Here is a 20,725-nt window from a genome sequence, read left to right as displayed (position 1 = left end):
CGCCACGGCAACGCGGACGGCGCCCGCTCATCCCGTCCGGTTCCTTCCTCGGTATCGCTTTTCGCCCGGTACGGTCGCGTGATGACCTCCCCGCAGCACGGCCGGTCGGCGGCCGGGCCCGCGCGCGCCACCCTGGTCTTGCGGGCGCTGGCGGTCGTGGCGATCGTCGTCGCGGTCGCCGTCGCGGCGGCCATGGTGGGGCGGGGAGCCGACACGGCGACGATCGAGCCGCCGCCCGCGGTGACCACCGGAGCACCATCCCCGGCCGCGTCGAACCCCACCCCGCTGCCGTCCGCGTCGCCGGCCGAGCCCACGGCCACCCCGTCCGCGCGACCAACGGCGAAGCCCAGCCCCACCCGCACGACCGAGCCGCGAGCGGCGGCCAGGCCCTCGTCCGCGCCCGCCCGGTCCCCTGGCACCCGCGCGGAGGCTCGTCCGAAGGCGACCCCGAAGGCGACCCCGAAGCCGACTCCGAGGCCGGAGCCCTCCCGGACGTCGACCACACGCCCCACGCAGGAGGGCCGGCCGGGACCCCGCTCGCTGGTCGACGAGATCGTCACCCTGACCAACGCCGAGCGCGTTCGAGCGGGCCTGCCCCGCCTGGCGGTGTCGTCGTGCGCCACGAAGCAGGCGGCGTCCCGCACCGCCGTGCTCGTCGCCCAGGACCGCTTCGAGCATGACCCGCTCGGCCCCGTCGTCGAGGCGTGCGGCACGGGCACCGTGGGCGAGAATCTCGCGCTCGGCTACACGTCGGCCAAGGCGACGGTGGCGGGCTGGATGGGCTCCCCGGGGCACAAGGCGAACATCCTCGGCACGCAGTACACGAAGATCGGCGTCGGCTGCACCCAGGGGCCTCGAGGCCCGCTGTGCGCCCAGGTGTTCCTGGGCTGAGGCGCCGCCTACCTCTACCCTCGGCGTGTGACCGGGGTTCTCGACGACGACAGCGCAACGGGTGTGGACCCCTCGGCCACGCTCGAGCCGGACGTCCCACGCGTCGCCTCCCGCACCGCCCGCTGGGCCGCCGCGGGCATGGCGACCGCCGCCGCGCTGGTCTACGTCGCGTTCTCCTGGTCGCAGTGGCGCCGCTGGGAGTCCCCGTCGTGGGACCTGTCGATCTTCGCGCAGCTGGCCAGGCGGTACGCGCACCTCGAGGCGCCGATCGTCACCGTCAAGGGCGCCGACTTCAACCTCCTGGGTGACCACTTCCACCCGCTGCTGGCCACGCTCGGCATCCCCTACGCGATCTTCCCCAGCGCGTTCACGCTGCTGGTGGTCCAGGCCCTGCTCTTCGCGGTCTCCGTCTACGTCATCACCCGCCACGCGATCCGGGTCGTGGGTCTCGGCATCGGGCTCGCTCTCGGTGCCGCGTACTCGGTGAGCTTCGGGCTGGTGGGCGCGGTCGCGGTCCAGTTCCACGAGATCGCGTTCGCCGTCCCGCTGCTGGCGTTCTCGCTCGTGGCGCTCACCCGCGAGCGCTGGGTCGCGTGCGCCGCGTGGGCCGCTCCGCTCGTGCTGGTCAAGGAGGACCTGGGCCTCACGGTCGTCGCCATCGGACTGGTGCTCGCGTGGCGCAGCCGGGAGCGGATCGGGCTGTGGCTCGCGGCGTGGGGCGCGGTGTGGCTGGTGCTCACCACCAAGGTGCTGATCCCGGCCATGAGCAAGGGCGGGCAGTGGGACTACGCGGGCAAGATCGACCTGCGCCATCTCGTGACCCACCCGTGGGACGCGGCCATCTGGTTCGTCGACGACGGCCGCAAGGTCATCACCGTCCTGCTGCTGGTCGCCATCACCGGCGTGATCGGCCTGCGCTCGCCCCTCATGCTCGTGGCGATTCCGACGCTGCTGTGGCGCATGTGGTCCAGCAACTACGGCTACTGGGGCCACACGTGGCACTACAGCGCGGTGCTCATGCCGATCGCGTTCGTCGCGATGCTCGACGGCATCCAGCTGGCCGGCGCCTCCCCCCGTGCCTGGCTGCGGCGCGCAGCGGTCATGGCACCTGCGGTCGCCGTGACGGTGGCGGTCATGCTGGTCCCGCAGCTGGACATCCACCGGCTCGGTGATCCCGAGTTCTGGAGGCTGTCCGACCGCGACGCCGAGGCCCGCCAGGTGCTCGCGCTCATCCCCGACGACGCCGTGGTCGAGAGCGACATCGGCCTCATGAGCCACGTCGTGGACCGCACGGACGTCTACTACATGGGCAACGAGGGCAACCCCGCGCCGGACTTCGTGCTGCTCGACACGATCGCGGGCGGCTCGGGCACCGGGCCCGGCGAGGCCGCCACCTGGGCCGAGGCCCGGCACCCCGGAACCACCTACGAGCTGGAGTACGACGAGGCGGGATACGAGCTCGCCGTGCGCACGGGCGGCTGAGCCACCCCGCACGTTCACCCCGTGGCGGGTAGTGCGCGCCCACCCTGCGCGCCGCGACGATCCGCGTGTGTACTCCGGGATCCATGCCAACGTCACGGCGCGCGACGCCGCGGACGTGGGCGCGCCCGGCCGGGTCCCGCACCCTGCCGGCGCCTCGTCGTGGGAGATCCCGCGCGGGACGGCCCGCGACCGCCAGCTAACCAGCAGCATCGAGAAGGGATCCGACCGTGACTGAGCAACGCAACGGGTTTGCCGTGGGACTGACGCTGTTCGCCGCGACGATGATGATCGTCACGGGTGTGCTCCAGGCGCTGCAGGGACTGGTGGCGCTGTTCAACGACACCTTCTACGTGGCGGGCGCCACGTGGATCTTCGAGTTCGACATCACGGCGTGGGGCTGGATCCACCTGCTCGTGGGCGTGCTCGTCGCGGTGGCGGGCTTCTTCGTCCTCAGCGGGGCCGTGTGGGCCCGGACCATCGGCGTGATCGTGGCGAGCCTGAGCATCCTGCTGAACTTCGCGTGGCTGCCGTACTACCCGTGGTGGAGCATCATCATCATCGTCCTCGACGTCTTCGTGATCTGGGCGCTCACGGCGCACGGGCGCGAGGTGGCCGAGTGACATCGCCCGGTGCGGGCGGTCACCGCTCGCTCCTCCCCGCGGCACTGAGCCTCGCGGGGTGTCTGGCACTCGTGCTCACAGCGTGCTCGAGCACGCCCGAGTCCGACCTCACGGTCGCCCAGGCGAACGTGACGGCCAAGGAGAAGGCGCTGGCGGACGCCGAGCAGGCGGCGGCGGACGCCGGGGACGCCCTGTGCTCCGCCAGCTCGAGCTACATCACCGCGCTCGACCGGTACGGCGACGTCCTGCACCAGACCGCGGTGACCGTGGGCGACGTGCAGACGGCGGGCGCAGACCTGGGCAAGCCCGCCGCGGCCACGAAGGACGCCGCGCTGGACGCGAAGAAGGCCCAGGACGACGTGGCGCAGGCCCAGGAGGACCTTGACGACGCCCAGGCGGCGCTCGTCGAGGCGCAGGCCTCCGCGAGCGCCACGCCGCAGGAGCCGGCGAAGGCGGAGACGCCCACCCCGCTCGCGACCCTGCCCGCCGGCAGCGTCTCGCGCGTCGAGGAGGCGGAGGACGAGTTCGAGGCCACCCAGGAGGGCATCTCGGCGGACACGCCGCTGGTCGAGGCGGCTGAGAAGTTCAACGCCGCCGCCGTGGCCCTCGAGGCGGCGTGGATCCACCTGTTCGCCGACTCGGGCTGCCTCAGCGAGGACCAGGCCAAGCAGGCGGACGCGAACGTGAGCGCGTACACGAAGGCGCTGCAGACGTCGCTCAAGGAAGCCGAGCTCTACAAGGGCGACGTCGACGGGATCTACGGCCCGCAGACGGTCGCGGCCGTCGAGGAGCTGCAGAAGGCCAACGACCTGCCGGTCACGGGGACCATGGACAAGGCGAGCCAGCTCGCCCTCCAGAGCACCCTGGGTGCGAAGGCCGGGGTCGACGCCGCCGAGAGCACCGCGTCGACGGCGGCGCTGCAGCAGACGCTCACGCTGGCGGGCTACTGGGACGGTCCCGTCGACGGTGAGCCGTCCGACGAGCTCACCGCGGCCGTGAAGCAGGCCCAGAAGGACCTCGGCGTGCCGGCCACGGGGGAGGTCGACGCCGCGACCGTCGCCGCGTTCGAGCAGGCGCTCGCCGACCTGCAGGAGCCGGAGCCGGCCGCGTCTCCCGACCCGGCCGAGACGGCCGAGTCCGACCCCACGCCCAGCGAGACGCCGGAGGACTGAGGACGAGCACGAGGACGAGCCGGGAGCCCTCGGGTTCCCGGCTCGTTCGCGTGCGGGTCAGGCGCGGCGCCGACCGACCAGCGCCAGCACGGCCCCGGTCGCGCACGCGAGCGCACCGGCGATCGCGAGGTCCCGCGGCAGCGAGTCGGGGATCCCGAGGAACACCGTGATGCCCAGGATGCGGTGCAGGCCCCAGGGCAGGAGCGCCATCTGGTCGTTCCACGTCGCCAGGACCTGTTCCAGCCCAAGCGCGGCCACCACGACGCCGCCGACGAGCAGCACGGCGCCACCCGCGAGCGCGACGATCCCGCCGGCACGTCGGCGGCTGATCGATCCCGCCGAGCGCAGTGCCGCGAAGGTCGCCACGAACAGCCAGCAGAACGCGGCGAACGCCACCGTCACGTACGCGGTCCGCTGCCCGGGCAGGGTCCAGAAGCCGAACCAGTACCGTCCCGGGCCCCGCCAGGACAGGACCGCGAGGAGCAGCGCGCTCCGCAGCAGCGCCACGCCGCCGACGGCCGCGAGCACGGTCCACCACGACCGCCGGCCCAGGACACGGGCGGCCAGCACCCCGGCGACCAGGGCGAACAGCAGCCACGCGCCGAGAGTGAGAGCGAGGTGCGCGGGTGCCGCGAACCAGGTGTACGCGCAGCGCGACAGGACGAGCACCAGGGCCGGCACACCGATCACGACGATCCGGTCCGCAGCGCCGGACGGTCCGTCCACGCCCCCCAGCCGCCAGGGACGCACCGCCCCCGTCCACAGCAGGTGCAGCCCGCGGTGGCCCGGGAAGCGCGGACGCCCCTGCCTCCACGTGCCCAGCCCGAGCGCGACGACGAGCACCGCGAGCAGCCCGCGCGCCGTCCATGCCATCGCGAGGTCTCGACCGGCTCGCTCCAGACCCAGGTCCGCGGCCGTGAAGTTGTACGCGGGAAGCCGCGGGTCCGCTCCGTAGCGCGCCTCGTGGGCGGCGCGTGCCGTCGCGAAGCGCTGCCGCGCCGCCAGGCCCGCCGCGCGCGCGCTCGGCGACCCCGTGTCCAGCCACTGCGCGTGGCGCAGCACGGTCTCACGGTAGGCATCGAGGGTCGCGAACAGGTCCTGCTCGTACTCGACGGACGCGAGGAAGGCGGTCCGCTGCTCGGGGTCGGTCCACCCGGACGCAGAGGTGCCCGCGACGACGTCCCGCATCTGCGCCGCGGTGCGCGCGGCTCGGTGCCCCTGCTCGACGGCCTCGTCCAGGTGGTCCTTGGAGAGGGAGTAGATGGTGTCGAAGGTCGCGGTGTCGCCGGAGACGATGTCCCACTCGAAGATCCACATCATGGGCGGCGGCTCCAGGCCGAGCGCCTTCACCGACTGCTGCGCGTACGGGCCGATGTACAGGCCGTCGGTGATCGCCGACCGCGACAGCGCGAAGGCGCGCGAGATGGCCGCGACGGTCGCGCGGTCGGAGGAGAGCGTCTGGCGCACCCAGTCGGCACGTGCGGCGGCGAGGTCCACCTCGGGGTCGGCGGCGATCCGCGACGCGAGGTAGGAGTTGAGGTCCCACAGCTGCCAGAACCCCTGGCGCAGGTAGAGCGCGCGCGGCCCGGCATAGAGCGGACCACCGGTCTGGGACCAGTTCCAGATGCCCTCGACGTTCGGGTTGTCGGCGAGGAAGCGGCGCAGCGCACCCTGCTCGAGCGCGCCCAGGTCGTCCGGAACGGCGCCCTGCCCCTCGAACTCGCGCCGGGCCTGCAGCTCCACGATGCGTCGGTGGTCGCCCACGTCGAGCGTGGGGTTGAGCGACAGGTAGCTGTAGAAGTCCCCCGCCGAGTACTTGGTGGACACGATGAGGTGCGGGTCCGTGATCTTACCGAGCACCGTCTCGTAGGACTCCGGGTTGGTGTGCAGGTCACCGACGGCACCCAGCCCGACCGTCCAGGTGCGGAACACCACGTCCTTGTCCTGCTCCCCGGCGGTGGAGAGCAGCGCGCGCAGCATCGCCTGCACCGCGTCGGGCGTGGTCACGGCCACCTTCGAGCCGTAGTCCCAGCCCTCGAGCTGGTAGGCCGACCCGCCCTCGCCGATGCGGATCATCAGCCCGTCGACGAACGGCATGCTCGCGAACAGCTCGCGCACCCCCGCCTGGTACACCGACCACAGCTTCGGCGACGTAGTGTCCAGGCTGCCGACCGTCCGGTGCAGGTACTCCTCGAGCGGTGGGTTCACCGCGAGCATGTCCGTCATCAGGTAGACCTTCATGCCCATGTCGTGCGCGTACTGCCACACCGGGCCGAAGGCGCGGACCATCGCCCGCGCACGCGCCACGTGCGGGTCGCCCGCGGGGTAGACGCCGAGCTCGTCGAAGGTCACGTACTCGAGGAAGCCCTGGACGACCACGCCGTTGTAGCCCTGCTCCATGGCATGGTCCACGAGCGCGTGGAACTGGGTCTCGATCTCGGCCACCGCGTCGGCGTCCACCCACGGCGCCGCCGGCAGGAGCGCGGAACCGACCACGTCGGAGTTGAGCGAGTAGTCGTCCCCGGTCGCGAACTTCGCCGCGTCGTCGTCCAGCCCGACGGCCCCCACGTCGGTCAGGCGCGTCCCGAGCCGCGGGCCCTGCGTGACGTCCTGCTCCGCGACGGGGACGACCGTGGTCGCCGAGCGGATCCGGTCGGCGACCGTGTACAGACCGGCGCGTGCGCCGGCGGGCGTCCCGGCGACGACCGTCACGCCCGAGCCGGCTCGCAACCGGAACTGCTCACCCGTGAGGCCTGAGGCGGGGTCGACGTCCGCCGCGATGGTGCAGCACGTCGTCCTGGCCGCCGCGTCCGACGACACCCGCGGCCGCGGCAGCCCGCGCGCGCCGTACGCCGCGGCCACGGACCGCGCCGCCAGCTGCAGGTCCGGCGCGTCGGGTGCGACCACGGTGCGGACCTCGGGCGCGGGCACGTCGTCCCGGGCCGGCGCGGACGACTGCTCCTCCGCGGGCACCTGGGCGGGGCTGTGGCTCACCCCGAGCAGACCGCCCACCTGCCACGCGACGAGGGCGCCCAGCGCGAGCAGCACGACGACGACCACCGCGAGGGTGGCCGGGCGGGCGGAACGGTCATCGGTCCGACGGATCACGCGCGAAGTGTCGCACCCGGAGTCACCGGCGCCCAGCAATGTTGGGCACGTGTCCAACTAGTCACGACCGTCGCCCCGACGCGAACAGGCCGGACCCTGAGGGTCCGGCCTGTTCGATGATGTCCGGCGAAGACATCCTGTGTGCGCGAGGGGGGATTTGAACCCCCACGCCCTTTCGGACACTGGCACCTGAAGCCAGCGCGTCTGCCGTTCCGCCACTCGCGCGCGCCGAGAACATTAACACGTTCCGCACCCCACCCCGAACGAGCGGGCGAACCGGCCCGCCCGGAGGCGTTGAGCACCCCGCACACGGGTCTCGCGGATACCATCAAGGCGGATCGACCGCGATCATCGTCGCGCCGCTCCCACCGTCCGCACCCCGCGGCACGGGCGACGGCGTGAGAAGGAGGTGGGCGTGGGCTTCCTCGACAAGTTCGAGAACGGTGTGGAGCGGGTGGTCAACAACGCCTTCGCCAAGGCCTTCCGCGGCGAGCTCAAGCCGGTCGAGCTGGCGAGCGCGCTGCGCCGCGAGGTCGACGAGCGGGCCGCCGTGGTGGGCCGCGACAGGACCGTGGTCCCCAACGAGTTCACGATCGAGCTCTCGACTGCCGACTACGACCAGGTGGAGGCATGGGGTGCGGAGGCGCTGGCGGACGAGTTCGCCGCGAACGTCACCGACCACGCCGCGAGCCAGCGCTACGCCTTCGTCGGCCCCGTCACCGTGAGCTTCTCCGAGGACACCGCGCAGGAGGCCGGCCGCTTCAAGGTGCACAGCGCCACCGTGCGCGGCGCCGTGGCCCCGGCGGCCAGCAACGCCCCCAGCGCGCGCCACCCCCTGGTCGACATCGACGGGCAGCGCTACCTGCTCACCGGGCCGGTGACCGTGATCGGTCGCGGCTCGGAGGCCGACATCATCGTCGACGACCCCGGCGTCTCGCGGAAGCACCTCGAGATCCGCGTGACGCCCGAGGGCGTCGTCGCGAGCGACATGGGCTCGACCAACGGGCTGTTCGTCGAGGGGCACCAGGTGCCCGCGGCGACCCTCCTGGACGGCAACACCCTCACCATCGGTCGTACCCGGATCCTGTTCTGGACGGGTGGCGAACCGGACCCGGACGAGTGACGCCGACGCGATGAGCGAGCTGACGATCACCCTGCTGCGGCTGGGCTACCTGGCGCTGCTCTGGATCTTCGTGCTGTCCGCCATCGCCGTGCTGCGCCGTGACCTCTACGGCACGCGCATCGTCGAGCGCCGCGCCGCCCGCAAGCGCGTGGTCCCCGAGGCCGCGCCCCAGCAGGACGCGCCCCGGCCCAAGCAGCAGGCGCTGCGGCTCGTGGTCACCGAGGGCCCGCTGACCGGCACCATCGTCCCGCTGGGCTCGTCGTCCGTGCTGATCGGACGCGCGCCGGGCTGCACCCTGGTGCTCGACGACGACTACTCGTCCTCGCGCCACGCGCGGATCTTCCCGCAGAGCGGGTCCTGGTTCGTCGAGGACCTGGGCTCCACGAACGGAACCTTCCTCGGTGACCAGCGCGTCGAGTCCCCGACACAGCTCGCAACCGGTACACCAGTCCGCGTGGGCCAGAGCGTGATCGAGCTGCAGAGGTGACCGTCGCGCTCCGCTACGCGGCGCGGTCCGACGTCGGGCTCGTCCGCAGCAACAACCAGGACTCCGGCTACGCGGGTCCGCACCTGCTCATGGTCGCCGACGGCATGGGCGGTCACGCGGGCGGAGACGTCGCCTCGAGCGTCGCCGTCGCCGCGTTCGCCCCCCTGGACGGCGAGTCGCACGGTCCCGACGACGCGCTCGACGAGCTCGAGGCCGCGATGGAGGCCGCGCGCGACGAGATCATCGCCCGCAGCGAGGCCGAGCCCGAGCTCGCCGGCATGGGCACCACCGTCATCGCGATCCTGCGGGCAGGCAACAAGCTCGCGATGGTGCACCTCGGCGACTCGCGCGGCTACCTCATGCGCGACGGCGTCCTCACGCAGGTCACCACCGACCACACCTTCGTCCAGCACCTGGTCGACATCGGCCGGATCACCCCCGAGGAGGCCGAGCACCACCCGCAGCGCTCGGTGGTGATGCGCGTGCTGGGCGACTTCGACGCCGAGGTCACCCCTGACATGTCGGTGCGGGAGGCGCGGCCGGGCGACCGGTGGCTGCTGTGCTCGGACGGGCTGTCGGGCTTCGTCAGCGCCGACACCATCGCCGAGACGCTGCGCACGATCGACGACGTAGACCAGTGCGCGGACCGGCTGGTCCAGCTCGCGCTGCGGGCCGGCGGCGGCGACAACGTGACGGTCGTGCTGGCCGACGTCATCGAGCTCGACGACGTGGCCGACGGCGCAGGCCCCACGACGAACGCGACCGTGGTCGGCTCCGCCGCCGCGACGTTCGACGCGCCGACGAGCGCCGCCGACGGACCGGCAGCCCGCGCGGCGAACCTGACCAAGCCCGAGGCCGACGAGGCCCCGGAGTCCGACGAGGACGAGCCCGCCGGCTCCCCGCGCAGGCGCAAGCGCGTCTGGGCGCTCGCCGTCGGCGTCGTGGTGCTGCTCGTGGCGGTCGGGGTCGGCGCGTGGGCCTGGACCCAGACGCAGTACTACGTCGGTGTCTCCGAGGGCCAGGTGGCCATCTTCCGCGGGATCCCGCAGGCGCTGGGTCCCATCGAGCTGTCGACCGTCGTCGAGACGAGCGACGTCGCGGTCGCCGACCTGCAGTCCGCCTACCTGCGCGAGCGTGTCGACGAGACCATCCGCGCCGAGAGCCTCGAGGCGGCCCGCGTCCAGGTGCAGCTGCTCGCGCTCGACACCACGGTGCCGCTGCCGTCGCCCGAGCCCACCGTGGCGCCCACGGCCACCCCCACCGCCACGGCAACCCCCACCTCGACGCCGTCACCGAGCTCGCCGACGGTGTCGACCGCGCCATGACGACGATCGAACCGCACCGCGTCCGGGCCGGCCGAGGCTCGGAGCTCGGGCTGCTGCTGCTCGCGCTCATGGTCGGCATCGGCGCGTACGCCCTGGTGGGCCTGGGCGTCGAGGGCGAGGTGCCCGCCGACGTGGTCGGCTACAGCACGGGCCTGACCGCGCTCGCCCTGCTCATGCACGTGGTCCTGCGCTGGCGCGCGCCCTACGCCGACCCGGTGATCCTGCCCCTGACGGTCGGGCTCAACGGCGTGGGGCTCGCGATGATCTACCGGCTCGACCTCGCCTACGCCGCGAAGCCCAACCACGACAGCGGCTTCGCCGGACGCCAGCTCGCCTGGACCGCCATCTCCGTGGCCCTGGCCGCCGCCGTGCTGATCCTGCTGCGCGACCACCGCACCCTGCGCCGCTACACCTACACCGCGATGGTCGTCGGCCTCGGCCTGGTCGCCCTCCCGCTCGTGCCGGGCATCGGCCAGCAGATCAACGGCGCGCGCATCTGGGCGCACATCGGGCCCATCGGCATGCAGCCCGCCGAGTTCGCCAAGATCGCGCTGGCCGTGTTCTTCGCCGGCTACCTGGTCACGCACCGCGACACGCTCGCGCTGGCCGGCAGCAAGGTGCTGGGCCTGCAGCTTCCCCGCGCTCGCGACCTCGGGCCCATCATCATCGTCTGGGCCGCCTCGCTCGCGGTCCTGGTCTTCGAGCGGGACCTGGGCACCTCGCTGCTGCTGTTCGGCATGTTCGTGGCCATGCTCTACCTCGCCACCGAGCGCCTGAGCTGGGTCGTCATCGGCCTGCTCCTCTTCGTGGGCGGTGCGGCGCTGGCCGCGACCGCCTTCTCTCACGTCGGTGCCCGCTTCGAGGCCTGGCTGCACGCGTTCGACCCGGACGTCTACGGGCGCTCGCCCGGCGGGTCGGGTCAGCTGGTGCAGGGCCTGTTCGGGATGGCCGGCGGCGGGCTGTTCGGCACGGGTCTGGGCCAGGGGCGGCCGGACATGGTCCCCTACGCGGAGTCGGACTTCATCGTCGCCTCGCTCGGCGAGGAGCTGGGCCTGACGGGCCTCATGGCGCTGCTGATGATCTCGCTCGTGCTCGCGGAGCGCGGCCTGCGCACGGCGATCGGCGTGCGGGACGGCTTCGGCAAGCTGCTGGCCGGTGGCCTCGCGTTCGTCGTCGCGTTCCAGACGTTCGTCGTGGTGGGCGGCGTCACGCGCCTCATCCCGCTCACCGGCCTGACCACGCCGTTCCTGGCGTACGGCGGCTCGTCCCTGCTGGCGAACTGGGTGATCGTGGCCCTCCTGCTGCGCATCTCCAACGACGCGCGCCGCCCGGCGCCCGTGGTCTCCGCACTCACGCCGGCCGGCGGCATCCCCGTGCCGGCGCCGCAGGACGACCCGACCGAGCGGTTCGGGCGAGTCCGATGAACCAGCCGCTGCGCCGACTGGCCACCGTCGTCATCGTCATGTTCGTGGCGCTCATGGCCGGGGCCACCTGGGTCCAGTTCGCCCAGGCCAAGGACCTCAACGCCGACCCGCGCAACGCGCGCACGCTCTACCGGGAGTTCGGCAACGCGCGAGGACCCATCGTGGTCCAGGGCAAGGCCGTGGCCGAGTCGGTCAAGGTGGACGACCCCTTCCAGTACCAGCGCAGGTACAGCGACGGCGAGCTCTACTCCGCCGTGACCGGCTTCTACTCGATCGTCAACGGCAGCACCGAGCTCGAGTACGCCGAGAACGACAACCTCACGGGCCGCAGCGACCAGCTGTTCTTCACTCGCGTCCGCGACCTGCTCACCGGGCGCCAGCCGGAGGGCGCGGCCGTCGAGACGACGCTGAACCGGGCGGCGCAGAAGGCCGCCTTCGAGGGCCTAGGCGACCAGGAGGGCGCGGTGGTCGCCATCGAGCCCGCGACCGGCCGCATCCTCGCGCTCGTGTCGACGCCGGGCTACGACCCCAACGACCTCGCGTCGCACAGCAGCAAGAAGGCCTCCAGCGCGTACGCCCGGCTGCGCGACGAGGACGGGAACCCGCTGCGCAGCAACGCGACGCGCGAGACGTACCCGCCGGGCTCGACGTTCAAGCTGGTCACGGCCGCCGCCGCGCTCGAGAGCGGCGAGTACGACGAGACGAGCGAGATCCCCGCGCCGGTGCGGCTCGACCTGCCGCAGAGCACCGCGAGCATCGGCAACTTCGGCGGCGGCGGGTGCGGGGCGAACCCCATCACCCTGGCCCAGGCGCTGCGCGTGTCCTGCAACACGGCCTTCGCCCAGCTCGGCATGGACCTCGGCGACGACGCGCTGCGCGAGCAGGCCCAGCGCTTCGGGTTCGACGACGCGGACCTCACCATCCCCATGGGCACCGCGACGAGCCACTTCCCGGCCGACGCGAACGCCCCGCAGACCGCGCAGTCCGCGATCGGCCAGTTCGACGTCGCGGCGACGCCGCTGCAGATGGCGATGGTCTCGGCCGCGATCGCCAACGGCGGCCGCCTCATGACGCCGTACGTCGTCGACCGGGTGCGGGCGGCCGACCTCAGCGTCGTCTCCGAGACCAAGCCGTCGCTCCTGTCCACCGCGGTGTCGCCAGGAACCGCGAGCGCGCTCAAGGAGATGATGCTCGGGGTCGTCGAGAGCGGGACGGGCACCGCGGCGAAGATCTCCGGCGTGCAGGTGGCCGGCAAGACGGGCACGGCGCAGAACGCCGAGGGCCAGGCACCGCACGCGTGGTTCACCGCGTTCGCGCCCGCCGACAAGCCGCAGGTCGCGGTGGCCGTGATCGTCGAGCACGGCGGCAGCGCGGGCAACGAGGCGACCGGCGGCCGCGTCGCGGCACCGATCGCCCGTGCGGTCATCGAGGCGGTGCTGAACAAGTGAGGACTGCGGCGGGCGTGGCCCTGGGCGACCGGTACCGGCTGGTGCGGCAGATCGCCGTCGGTGGCATGGGCGAGGTGTGGGAGGCGTACGACGAGTCGCTCGCGCGCTCGGTCGCGGTCAAGGTGCTCAAGGCCGAGTTCGCGGGCGACCGGGGCTTCCTCGACCGGTTCCGCACCGAGGCGCGCAACTCCGCGGCTCTCTCGCACCCGAACATCGCCCAGCTCTTCGACTACGGCGAGCAGGACGGCTCCAGCTACCTCGTCATCGAGCTCGTCCTCGGCGAGCCGCTGTCCGACCTGCTCGAGCGCGAGCCGGTGCTGCCGTCGCGCAAGCTGCTGCCCGTGCTCGCGCAGACGGCGCGCGGCCTGCACCACGCGCACGAGATGGGCGTGGTGCACCGCGACGTGAAGCCCGGCAACATCCTGCTGGGGCGGGGGAGCCGCGTGAAGATCACCGACTTCGGCGTCTCGCTCGCCCAGAACCAGATGGTGATGACGGCCACCGGCATGGTGATGGGCACCGCCCAGTACCTCTCGCCGGAGCAGGCGGTCGGCCGGGCGGCGACGCCGCTGTCCGACCTCTACTCGCTGGGGATCATCGCGTACGAGGCGCTCGTCGGGCACCGCCCGTTCACCGGCCCCACGGCCGTCGACATCGCCGTCGCGCACGTGAACAACCCCGTGCCGCCGCTGCCCGCGACGGTCGACCGGCCGCTCGCCGACCTCGTGATGCGCCTGCTGTCCAAGGACCCCGCCGCGCGCCCGCAGTCGGGTGCCGAGCTGGCCGAGCAGTTCGACCGCCTCGTGCCGCGCACGCCGCCGACCGGCGTCCCGGTGCTCGTCACGACGACGCCGGAGCGCGCGCCCGACCCGCTCGTGCAGCCGGTGCGCGGCAACCCCGCCGCCCCGCCGTCGTTCCCCCCGCCCGCCGACCGCCGTCCGCCGGCGCGCACCTCCGGCCACGGCGCGCACGTGCACCGCACCGGGCGCGGCGAGACCGGCGTCCAGGTGGGCACGCGACGATTCGGATGGCCCCTGATCGCCCTGCTGCTGCTCCTCGTCGGGCTGCTCGGAGCCGCCCTGGCCGACAAGATGCTGGGCGCCTCCGGTACCGGTCCGGACACGATCCTGCTGGTCGCGCCGCAGGTCGTAGCCGGGCCGACAAGCGATCAGTACCCTCGTGACGGCGCGTTCGGTGCGATGATCCCCCAGGGTGAGCGTGACGCGGGCCCTCGAGCGACGGAAGTGAAGGACGCCTAGTGGTGGACGACGGATCCCGGATCCTCGCCGGACGGTACGAGGTCGGCGAGCTCATCGGCCGAGGTGGCATGGCCGAGGTGCACATCGGCCACGACACCCGGCTCGGACGCACGGTCGCGATCAAGATCCTGCGCTCCGACCTCGCTCGCGACCCCTCGTTCCAGAACCGCTTCCGCCGCGAGGCGCAGGCCGCGGCCTCCCTGAACCACCCCGCCATCGTCGCCGTGTACGACACCGGCGAGGACGTGATCACCGAGCCCACCGGCGTCGTCGGCCACGTGCCGTTCATCGTCATGGAGTACGTGGAGGGCCACACCGTCCGCGACATCCTGCGGGACGGGCACGCCGTCCCGATCGAGGAGGCCGTGGAGATCACGGCGGGCGTGCTCTCGGCCCTCGAGTACTCCCACCACGCGGGCATCGTCCACCGCGACATCAAGCCCGCCAACGTCATGCTCACGCCCACCGGCGCGGTCAAGGTGATGGACTTCGGCATCGCGCGCGCGGTGGCCGACTCCGCCGCGACCATGACCCAGACGCAGGCCGTCATCGGCACCGCGCAGTACCTGTCGCCCGAGCAGGCGCGCGGCGAGACCGTCGACACCCGGTCCGACCTGTACTCGACCGGGTGCCTGCTCTTCGAGCTGCTCACCGGCCGGCCGCCCTTCGTCGGCGACTCGCCCGTCTCCGTGGCCTACCAGCACGTGCGCGAGGCCGCGCCGGTCCCCAGCTCGCTCGCCTCCGACGTCCCGGACAGCCTGGACCGCATCACGCTCAAGGCGCTGGCCAAGGAGCGCGACTCGCGCTACTCCACGGCCGCGGAGTTCCGCTCCGAGCTCGAGGCCGTGCTGCGCGGCGGCGCTGTCTCGGCGCCGGCGGTCGGCGCGATCGTGCCGGCCGTGGCCGCCGCCGAGGCGACCCAGCTGCTCGCCCCGCAGGTCCCGGTCACGCAGACGCTTCCGCCGGCGCAGCCGCCGTGGGGCACCACCGGCCTGGCCGAGGTCGCCACCGTGCCCGACGAGGAGGAGCGCAAGCGCCCCTGGCTCGTGTGGCTGCTGGTCGCGATCGCGGTGCTGGCCGTCGCCGGCATCGCGGCCCTGCTCATCGCGAACGCCAACAAGAACGCGGGGCCCACCACGGTGGCGGTCCCCAACGTGGTCGGCAAGTCGGAGGCGGACGCGGTGAATGCGCTGACCGCCGCGGACCTGGTCCCGGTGCGCGCCGAGGGCTCGTCGACGACCGTGCCCGAGGGCGACGTCATCTCGACCAACCCCCCGGCCGACCAGGAGGTCGAGGAGAAGTCCAACGTCACCTACACCGTCTCGACGGGTCCGGGTGAGGTGGACGTCCCCGACGTCACGGGACGCACGGAGGCCGACGCGACGAAGATGCTCACGGACGTGGGTCTCGTCGTCGACCCCACGCGCAAGGACGACGACAACCCGAACTACCCCAAGGGCCAGGTCACCAAGACCAACCCGGAGGGCGGCCAGAGCGTCGAGGCCGGCACGTCCGTCCAGCTCTCGGTGTCCACGGGCAACGTCGACGTGCCGAGCTTCGTCGGCAAGGACCAGAAGGAAGCCGTCGACACCCTGAGCAACAAGCTCAACATGCGGCCGAACACCAAGGAGGTCGAGTCGGCCGACGAGGAGCCCGGGACCGTCCTGAGCCAGGACCGCGACGGGCTGCTCAAGCAGGGCACCGTCATCACGCTCGAGATCGCGGTGGCCCCCACCAACGCCGAGGTCCCCAACGTCATCGGGATGACGTACGAGGAGGCGGTTCAGGCCATCAAGGACGCCGGGATCACCGGCACGCCGAAGCGGATCGACGAGCCGTCCGAGACGGAGCCGGCCGGCAACGTGCTGTTCCCCGACCCGGGCGTCGGCTCGCAGGTCGAGCTCGACCAGGTGATCGAGCTGCACGTGTCCTCCGGCCCGCCGCAGACCCCGCCGGACCCCACCACTCCGGGGAACGACGACGGCACGAACCCCTGACCCGAGGTGCATGCAACGAGGGCCGGTGACCCGATGGTCACCGGCCCTCGCGGCGTCTGCAGGCTCGACTCAGAGGCGGACGAGCGGGTGCAGCCCTTCCGAGCGGGCCACCGCGTCCGTCGACCCGCACACCTCGAGCCAGTTGGCGAGCAGGCGGTGGCCGCCCTCGGTGAGCACGGACTCGGGGTGGAACTGCACCCCGTGCAGCGGCAGGGTGCGGTGCTGCAGACCCATGATGATGCCGTGCGTCGTCGCGGTGACCTCGAGCTCGTCGGAGACGGTCCCGGCGACGACCGCGAGGGAGTGGTAGCGCGTCGCGGTGAACGGCTGCGGCAGGCCGGCGAGCACGCCCGCGCCGTCGTGCGCGACCTCGCTGGTCTTGCCGTGCATGAGCTCGGGCGCGTGCGTCACGACGCCGCCGAAGACCTCGCCGAGCGCCTGGTGGCCCAGGCACACGCCGAGCATCGGCGTACCCGTTGCCGCGCAGTCGCGGATGACGTCCATGCTGGCGCCCGCGTCGGCGGGCGTCCCCGGTCCGGGGGAGACGAGGATGCCGTCGAAGTCACCGCGCTCGGCGAGCGGGGGGACGGCGTCGTTGCGCACCACGACCGTCTCGGCCCCGAGCTGGTCGAGGTAGCCGACGATCGTGTAGACGAACGAGTCGTAGTTGTCGATCACCAGGATCCTGGTCATCACTCACCCACCGTGGTCTCGTTGAAGGGCATGTGCGGGGCGATGGCGGGGTACACCCAGGCGAAGCAGGCCACGAGCACCGCCGCCGCCAGGGCCAGCAAGATGAGCACGCGCACCACCGTCGGCCCGGGGAGGTGCCGCCACAACCATCCGTACATCATCGTCCCTTCCTGGCTCGTCCTCAGCCAGCGTTCGAGACCAGCTCGGCGGGGGTCCCGCTCGAGACCGGCGCCCAGTAGTCGAGCTCGAGGTGCACGATGAACCGCTCGCGCGCGGAGTACATCGGGTGGCACGTGGTCATGGTCATCATGCGCTTGGTGGGCTTGGCGTACGGCTCGTTGGGGACCGGCGCGATCACGTCCACGTCGGTCGGGGGAACCACCTGGGTCGACACCACCCGGTAGACGTACCAGGTGTCGGTACCCTCGCTGCCGTCCAGCGTCGTGGTCCGCACGACGACCGGATCGCCCTTCTTGAGCTCGAGGATGCGGTTGAACGGCTTGGCGTACGTGGTGCGGTGGCCGGCGACGGCGAAGTTGCCGATGTCGCCCGGCATCGCGGTGCCCTCGTAGTGCCCCACCCCAAGGACATCGAGCACGGTCGCGCGGTCGGTGCCCTCGCTGATGGGCCGCTCGGGCTCCCCGTCCCAGCGCGGCACCTGCATGGTCGCGAAGGTGGTCGCGTGCTTCTGGTCCTTGAGCACGGGCGGATCGTCGTGGCGCGGCTTCGCGACCACCTCAGCCGGCTTCGTGGATCCCGGCGACGGCGCGACGGTCGGCGGCGCCTCGCGCACCACCTCGCGCACGATCTCGGCCTGCGCGCGGTTGCCCTGCACATCGGTCCACCACAGCTGCCAGACGAGGAAGCCGAACAGCAGGAGGCCGAGAGTGATGAGGATCTCGCCGATGACGCCGATCACCCCGTAGACCACGCGCGAGGCGCGCGACCGGCGTCGCGCCGCCGGTTCCGCGGGTTCGACGGCCGTCACGGGCCCACCTTGCCCGGGACGCCGCCGGCGTCGTCGAGGGCCGGCGACGGCTCGCCCGCCGCCGGCAGGCCCGGGAGGATCGGCGTCCCCGCGGGAACCGTCGCCGCCGTCAGCTCCGTGGCACCCGCGTAGGCCGGGAGGTCGAGCGCGCTCGACCTGACGCTCCAGCCCAGCCCCACCTCGGAGGCGTCGCGCTGGTAGGCCGCCACGTCCGGCGACGCGTCGAGCGCGGCGCGCAGGAGGTCCGGGTCGCCGATCGCCCGCACCTCGTACGGGGGGGAGTAGAGCTGGCCGTGCAGCCGGAGCACGTTGCCGACGCACCGGAACGCGCTGGTGGAGATCACCCGCTGGTCCATGAGTGCCATCGCCTCGGCGCCGCCCGCCCAGAGCGCGTTCATCACCGCCTGCAGGTCCTGCTGGTGGACGACGAGCACGTCGGGAGCGATGTCCTCGCGCAGGCGGGAGTCGGCGGGGGCGTCGTCGAGCCGCACCGTCAGGCCGCGCCCCGTGACCGGCGTGGCGCCCGACTCCACCAGGTAGGCGGCGGACGGCGTGCCCACGGTGGTGCCCGACGCCTCGTTGGCCGCCGCGGCGAGCTCGTCGACGTCCACGTGCAGGTCGTCGACCTCGCCGGTCAGGGTGTCGACCCGCGACAGCTCCTGCTTGGCGAGGTCGTCGAGGTCCTGCGGATGGCGGTCGCCGGACGCCTGCGCGAACTTCGCGTTGGCGGCGAAGAGCGCGCCGGACAGCGCCAGCACGATCGCCACCGACACCGTCCCGCGCGCGACCAGGCGCCGCGCGCGGTGCGGGTGGTCGCTCACGAGGTCTCCGGGTGCTCAGGGCGGTCGCTGCCGCGCACTACGCTAGGCCATGGTTCGCACGCGACGACGCGTTCGACCACCCATGCCCCACGGCCACCCGCGAAGCGCGCGGACCGGCCGCCGTCGGACAGGAGTAACCGGACGTGCCTGAGTCGAGGTCCCGCAAGAAGGCCGCGTACACCCCGCCGCCCGCCAAGTCGGCCGGTCCGAAGGTCAACCCTCCGTGGTTCGTCCCCGTGATGCTCGGGCTCATGGTGCTCGGCCTCGTCTGGATCGTCGTGACGTACCTGTCGCAGTCGCAGTACCCGATCCCGGCGCTCGGGCGCTGGAACCTGGCCGTCGGTGGCGCGCTCATCATCGCCGGGTTCGGCATGACGACGCGCTGGCGCTGAGCCCACAGCTTTCCCCGGTCTGTGCACAGGAGTTGCGCACACTGTGGATAACTACACCGGTGTAATTCCACAGGTGTGAGTAAGTCTGGGGACGGCTCAGAGGCTCGCGAGCGTGAAGTTCGCGTAGGTGATCCGGACCGCCACGAACATCGCCGCGGCGAGTGCCACGGGCACGAGGACGGCCACCAGACGGCGCTGGTTCTTGGGCGCGTAGGCGTACGCCGCGCCGAGCACGGCGCCGGTGACGAGGCCACCGGCGTGCGCCTGCCACGCGATTCCCGGCACCACGAACCCGATGACCACGTTCAGGACGATCACGCCGATGATCCCTGAGGCGTTGCCGCCCAGCCGCCGCATCACGAAGAAGATGGCGCCGAACAGGCCGAACACCGCGCCCGAGGCGCCCACCACCCAGGTGGTCCAGCTGTGGGTGGCGGTGGCCAGGAGCACCACGCCCACCTGGCCGCCGACGGCGCTCAGCAGGTACAGCGTGGCGAACCGCAGCCGCCCGAGCGCCTGCTCGAGGTACGGACCGACGAACCACAGCGCGATGAGGTTGGACGCGATGTGGATGGTCGACGCGTGCAGGAAGGCGGCGGTGACGAACCGGTAGGGCTCGGAGTCGCCCAGCACGGGGTTGAAGGCCAGCTGGTCCACCCAGGCGGGATTCACGAGCCCGACGATGTAGCTCGCGACGCACAGGCCGAGGAACGTCAGGGTGACCACGGGCAGGCCGGGCCGCGCGGTACCGCCGAGCACCGTCCTGCGCGCCGGTGCGGCCGCGGCAGCCTGCGCGACGCAGTCGACGCACTGGACGCCCACCGGTGCCGGTCGCTGACAGTCGGCGCAGACCGGCCGACCGCACCTCTGGCAGCGCACGTACGACACCCTGTCGGGGTGTCGCGGGCACACCGGAGGTGCGGTCGGCCGGCTGGCGGCGACGTCCTCGGAGATGTCAGTCCTCGATCTCGATGGACTCGATGGTGATGTCCTCGACCGGACGGTCACCCGGGCGGGTGCGCGTGGTCGCGATCGCGTCCACGACCGCCCGGCTCGCGTCGTCGGCGACCTTGCCGAAGATCGTGTGCTTGCCGGTGAGCCACTCGGTGGGGGCGACCGAGATGAAGAACTGCGAGCCGTTGGTGCCGCCGGGCTTGCCGGTGATCGGGTCGAGCTGCTTGCCGGCGTTGGCCATGGCCAGCAGGTAGGGCTGGTCGAAGCGCAGCTCCGGGTGGATCTCGTCGTCGAACCGGTAGCCCGGGCCGCCGCGGCCGGTGCCCAGCGGGTCACCGCCCTGGATCATGAAGTCGGGGATCACGCGGTGGAAGACCACACCGTTGTACAGGGGGTCGGTGCGCTCCTCGCCCGTGGCGGGGTCGGTCCACGGCTTGGAACCCGTGGCGAGGCCGACGAAGTTCTCGACCGTCGTCGGCGCGTGGTTGGGGTAGAGCTCGATCCGGATGTCTCCGGCGGACGTGTGCAGGGTCGCGAACAT

Annotated in this window: 20 protein-coding genes and 1 tRNA gene; 13 read left to right on the top strand and 8 right to left on the bottom strand. The window is 72.5% G+C overall.

Features of this window, described 5'->3' with window-relative positions; all coding sequences use genetic code 11:
* Window positions 1-81 precede the first annotated feature (81 nt).
* The 5 genes from QRT05_RS02490 to QRT05_RS02470 all read left to right on the top strand — a co-directional run bounded on the left by QRT05_RS02490 (window position 82) and on the right by QRT05_RS02470 (window position 4,165).
* The gene (locus QRT05_RS02490; RefSeq protein ID WP_289444958.1) at window positions 82-891 is read left to right on the top strand and encodes a CAP domain-containing protein; all 810 of its coding nucleotides are present in this window, start codon (window positions 82-84) and stop codon (window positions 889-891) included.
* 27 nt (window positions 892-918) lie between these two features.
* On the top strand, window positions 919-2,373 hold the full coding sequence (locus QRT05_RS02485; protein WP_289444956.1) for a DUF2079 domain-containing protein: 1,455 nt from the start codon (window positions 919-921) through the stop codon (window positions 2,371-2,373).
* Between the two features lie 67 nt (window positions 2,374-2,440).
* Window positions 2,441-2,608 carry a hypothetical protein gene (locus QRT05_RS02480; RefSeq protein ID WP_289444954.1) on the top strand — a complete coding sequence of 56 codons (168 nt, stop codon included), beginning with the start codon at window positions 2,441-2,443 and terminating at the stop codon, window positions 2,606-2,608.
* A complete protein-coding gene (locus tag QRT05_RS02475; protein WP_289444952.1) occupies window positions 2,601-2,993 on the top strand; it encodes a DUF7144 family membrane protein in 393 nt (130 codons plus the stop codon). Before QRT05_RS02480 ends, QRT05_RS02475 begins: the two co-directional genes overlap by 8 nt.
* A complete protein-coding gene (locus QRT05_RS02470) occupies window positions 2,990-4,165 on the top strand; it encodes a peptidoglycan-binding domain-containing protein (RefSeq protein WP_289444949.1) in 1,176 nt (391 codons plus the stop codon). Before QRT05_RS02475 ends, QRT05_RS02470 begins: the two co-directional genes overlap by 4 nt.
* A 57-nt stretch (window positions 4,166-4,222) precedes the next feature.
* On the opposite strand, the gene QRT05_RS02465 is transcribed toward QRT05_RS02470, so the two are convergent.
* Both QRT05_RS02465 and QRT05_RS02460 read right to left on the bottom strand, forming a co-directional pair.
* Entirely contained in the window at window positions 4,223-7,273 is a 3,051-nt protein-coding gene (locus QRT05_RS02465) for a hypothetical protein (protein ID WP_289444947.1), read from the bottom strand.
* Window positions 7,274-7,415: 142 nt separating this feature from the next.
* Window positions 7,416-7,498 (bottom strand) — tRNA-Leu (locus tag QRT05_RS02460).
* Between the two features lie 190 nt (window positions 7,499-7,688).
* On the opposite strand from QRT05_RS02460, the gene QRT05_RS02455 reads away from it, so the two are divergent.
* From QRT05_RS02455 to pknB, 7 genes are read left to right on the top strand one after another with little or no spacing between them, the layout of a single operon-like run.
* Window positions 7,689-8,396 carry an FhaA domain-containing protein gene (locus QRT05_RS02455; RefSeq protein ID WP_289444945.1) on the top strand — a complete coding sequence of 236 codons (708 nt, stop codon included), beginning with the start codon at window positions 7,689-7,691 and terminating at the stop codon, window positions 8,394-8,396.
* A 10-nt stretch (window positions 8,397-8,406) separates the two neighbouring features.
* Window positions 8,407-8,883, top strand: a complete 477-nt coding sequence (locus QRT05_RS02450) for an FHA domain-containing protein FhaB/FipA (RefSeq protein WP_289444944.1) — start codon at window positions 8,407-8,409, stop codon at window positions 8,881-8,883.
* On the top strand, window positions 8,880-10,208 hold the full coding sequence (locus QRT05_RS02445) for a Stp1/IreP family PP2C-type Ser/Thr phosphatase (protein WP_289444942.1): 1,329 nt from the start codon (window positions 8,880-8,882) through the stop codon (window positions 10,206-10,208). The genes QRT05_RS02450 and QRT05_RS02445 overlap by 4 nt, the downstream gene beginning before the upstream one ends.
* Window positions 10,205-11,632: an FtsW/RodA/SpoVE family cell cycle protein gene (locus QRT05_RS02440; protein ID WP_289444940.1), complete on the top strand. Its 1,428-nt coding sequence runs from the start codon at window positions 10,205-10,207 to the stop codon at window positions 11,630-11,632. Before QRT05_RS02445 ends, QRT05_RS02440 begins: the two co-directional genes overlap by 4 nt.
* Window positions 11,629-13,080 (top strand): peptidoglycan D,D-transpeptidase FtsI family protein, encoded by a 1,452-nt coding sequence (locus tag QRT05_RS02435; protein WP_289444938.1) that lies wholly within the window; start codon window positions 11,629-11,631, stop codon window positions 13,078-13,080. Before QRT05_RS02440 ends, QRT05_RS02435 begins: the two co-directional genes overlap by 4 nt.
* A complete protein-coding gene (locus QRT05_RS02430; RefSeq protein WP_289444936.1) occupies window positions 13,077-14,339 on the top strand; it encodes a serine/threonine-protein kinase in 1,263 nt (420 codons plus the stop codon). The genes QRT05_RS02435 and QRT05_RS02430 overlap by 4 nt, the downstream gene beginning before the upstream one ends.
* A complete protein-coding gene (pknB, locus tag QRT05_RS02425) occupies window positions 14,339-16,336 on the top strand; it encodes a Stk1 family PASTA domain-containing Ser/Thr kinase (protein ID WP_289444934.1) in 1,998 nt (665 codons plus the stop codon). The genes QRT05_RS02430 and pknB overlap by 1 nt, the downstream gene beginning before the upstream one ends.
* Before the next feature lie 69 nt (window positions 16,337-16,405).
* Here the strand turns inward: pknB and QRT05_RS02420 are convergent, their stop codons facing one another.
* The 4 genes from QRT05_RS02420 to QRT05_RS02405 are packed head-to-tail and all read right to left on the bottom strand — an operon-like array spanning window position 16,406 to window position 18,838.
* Complete coding sequence (locus QRT05_RS02420) at window positions 16,406-17,029, bottom strand: aminodeoxychorismate/anthranilate synthase component II (RefSeq protein ID WP_289444932.1); 624 nt, start codon at window positions 17,027-17,029, stop codon at window positions 16,406-16,408.
* Window positions 17,029-17,190, bottom strand: coding sequence for a hypothetical protein (locus QRT05_RS02415; RefSeq protein WP_289446128.1), 162 nt, complete (start codon window positions 17,188-17,190; stop codon window positions 17,029-17,031). The genes QRT05_RS02420 and QRT05_RS02415 overlap by 1 nt, the downstream gene beginning before the upstream one ends.
* Window positions 17,191-17,210: 20 nt before the next feature.
* Window positions 17,211-18,017, bottom strand: a complete 807-nt coding sequence (locus tag QRT05_RS02410) for a class E sortase (RefSeq protein WP_289444930.1) — start codon at window positions 18,015-18,017, stop codon at window positions 17,211-17,213.
* Window positions 18,014-18,838 carry a DUF881 domain-containing protein gene (locus QRT05_RS02405; protein ID WP_289444928.1) on the bottom strand — a complete coding sequence of 275 codons (825 nt, stop codon included), beginning with the start codon at window positions 18,836-18,838 and terminating at the stop codon, window positions 18,014-18,016. The genes QRT05_RS02410 and QRT05_RS02405 overlap by 4 nt, the downstream gene beginning before the upstream one ends.
* A gap of 143 nt (window positions 18,839-18,981) precedes the next feature.
* On the opposite strand from QRT05_RS02405, the gene crgA reads away from it, so the two are divergent.
* On the top strand, window positions 18,982-19,230 hold the full coding sequence (gene crgA / locus QRT05_RS02400; RefSeq protein ID WP_289444926.1) for a cell division protein CrgA: 249 nt from the start codon (window positions 18,982-18,984) through the stop codon (window positions 19,228-19,230).
* Between the two features lie 96 nt (window positions 19,231-19,326).
* On the opposite strand, the gene QRT05_RS02395 is transcribed toward crgA, so the two are convergent.
* Entirely contained in the window at window positions 19,327-20,052 is a 726-nt protein-coding gene (locus tag QRT05_RS02395; protein WP_326522624.1) for a rhomboid family intramembrane serine protease, read from the bottom strand.
* Window positions 20,053-20,185: 133 nt separating this feature from the next.
* Complete coding sequence (locus QRT05_RS02390; protein WP_289444924.1) at window positions 20,186-20,725, bottom strand: peptidylprolyl isomerase; 540 nt, start codon at window positions 20,723-20,725, stop codon at window positions 20,186-20,188.

It is taken from the genome of Cellulomonas edaphi (genome assembly GCF_030362815.1).
Lineage (GTDB): Bacteria > Actinomycetota > Actinomycetes > Actinomycetales > Cellulomonadaceae > Cellulomonas > Cellulomonas edaphi.
Note: the sequence above shows the minus strand (reverse complement) of the source record. Positions and strands in the feature narration are given on the sequence as shown.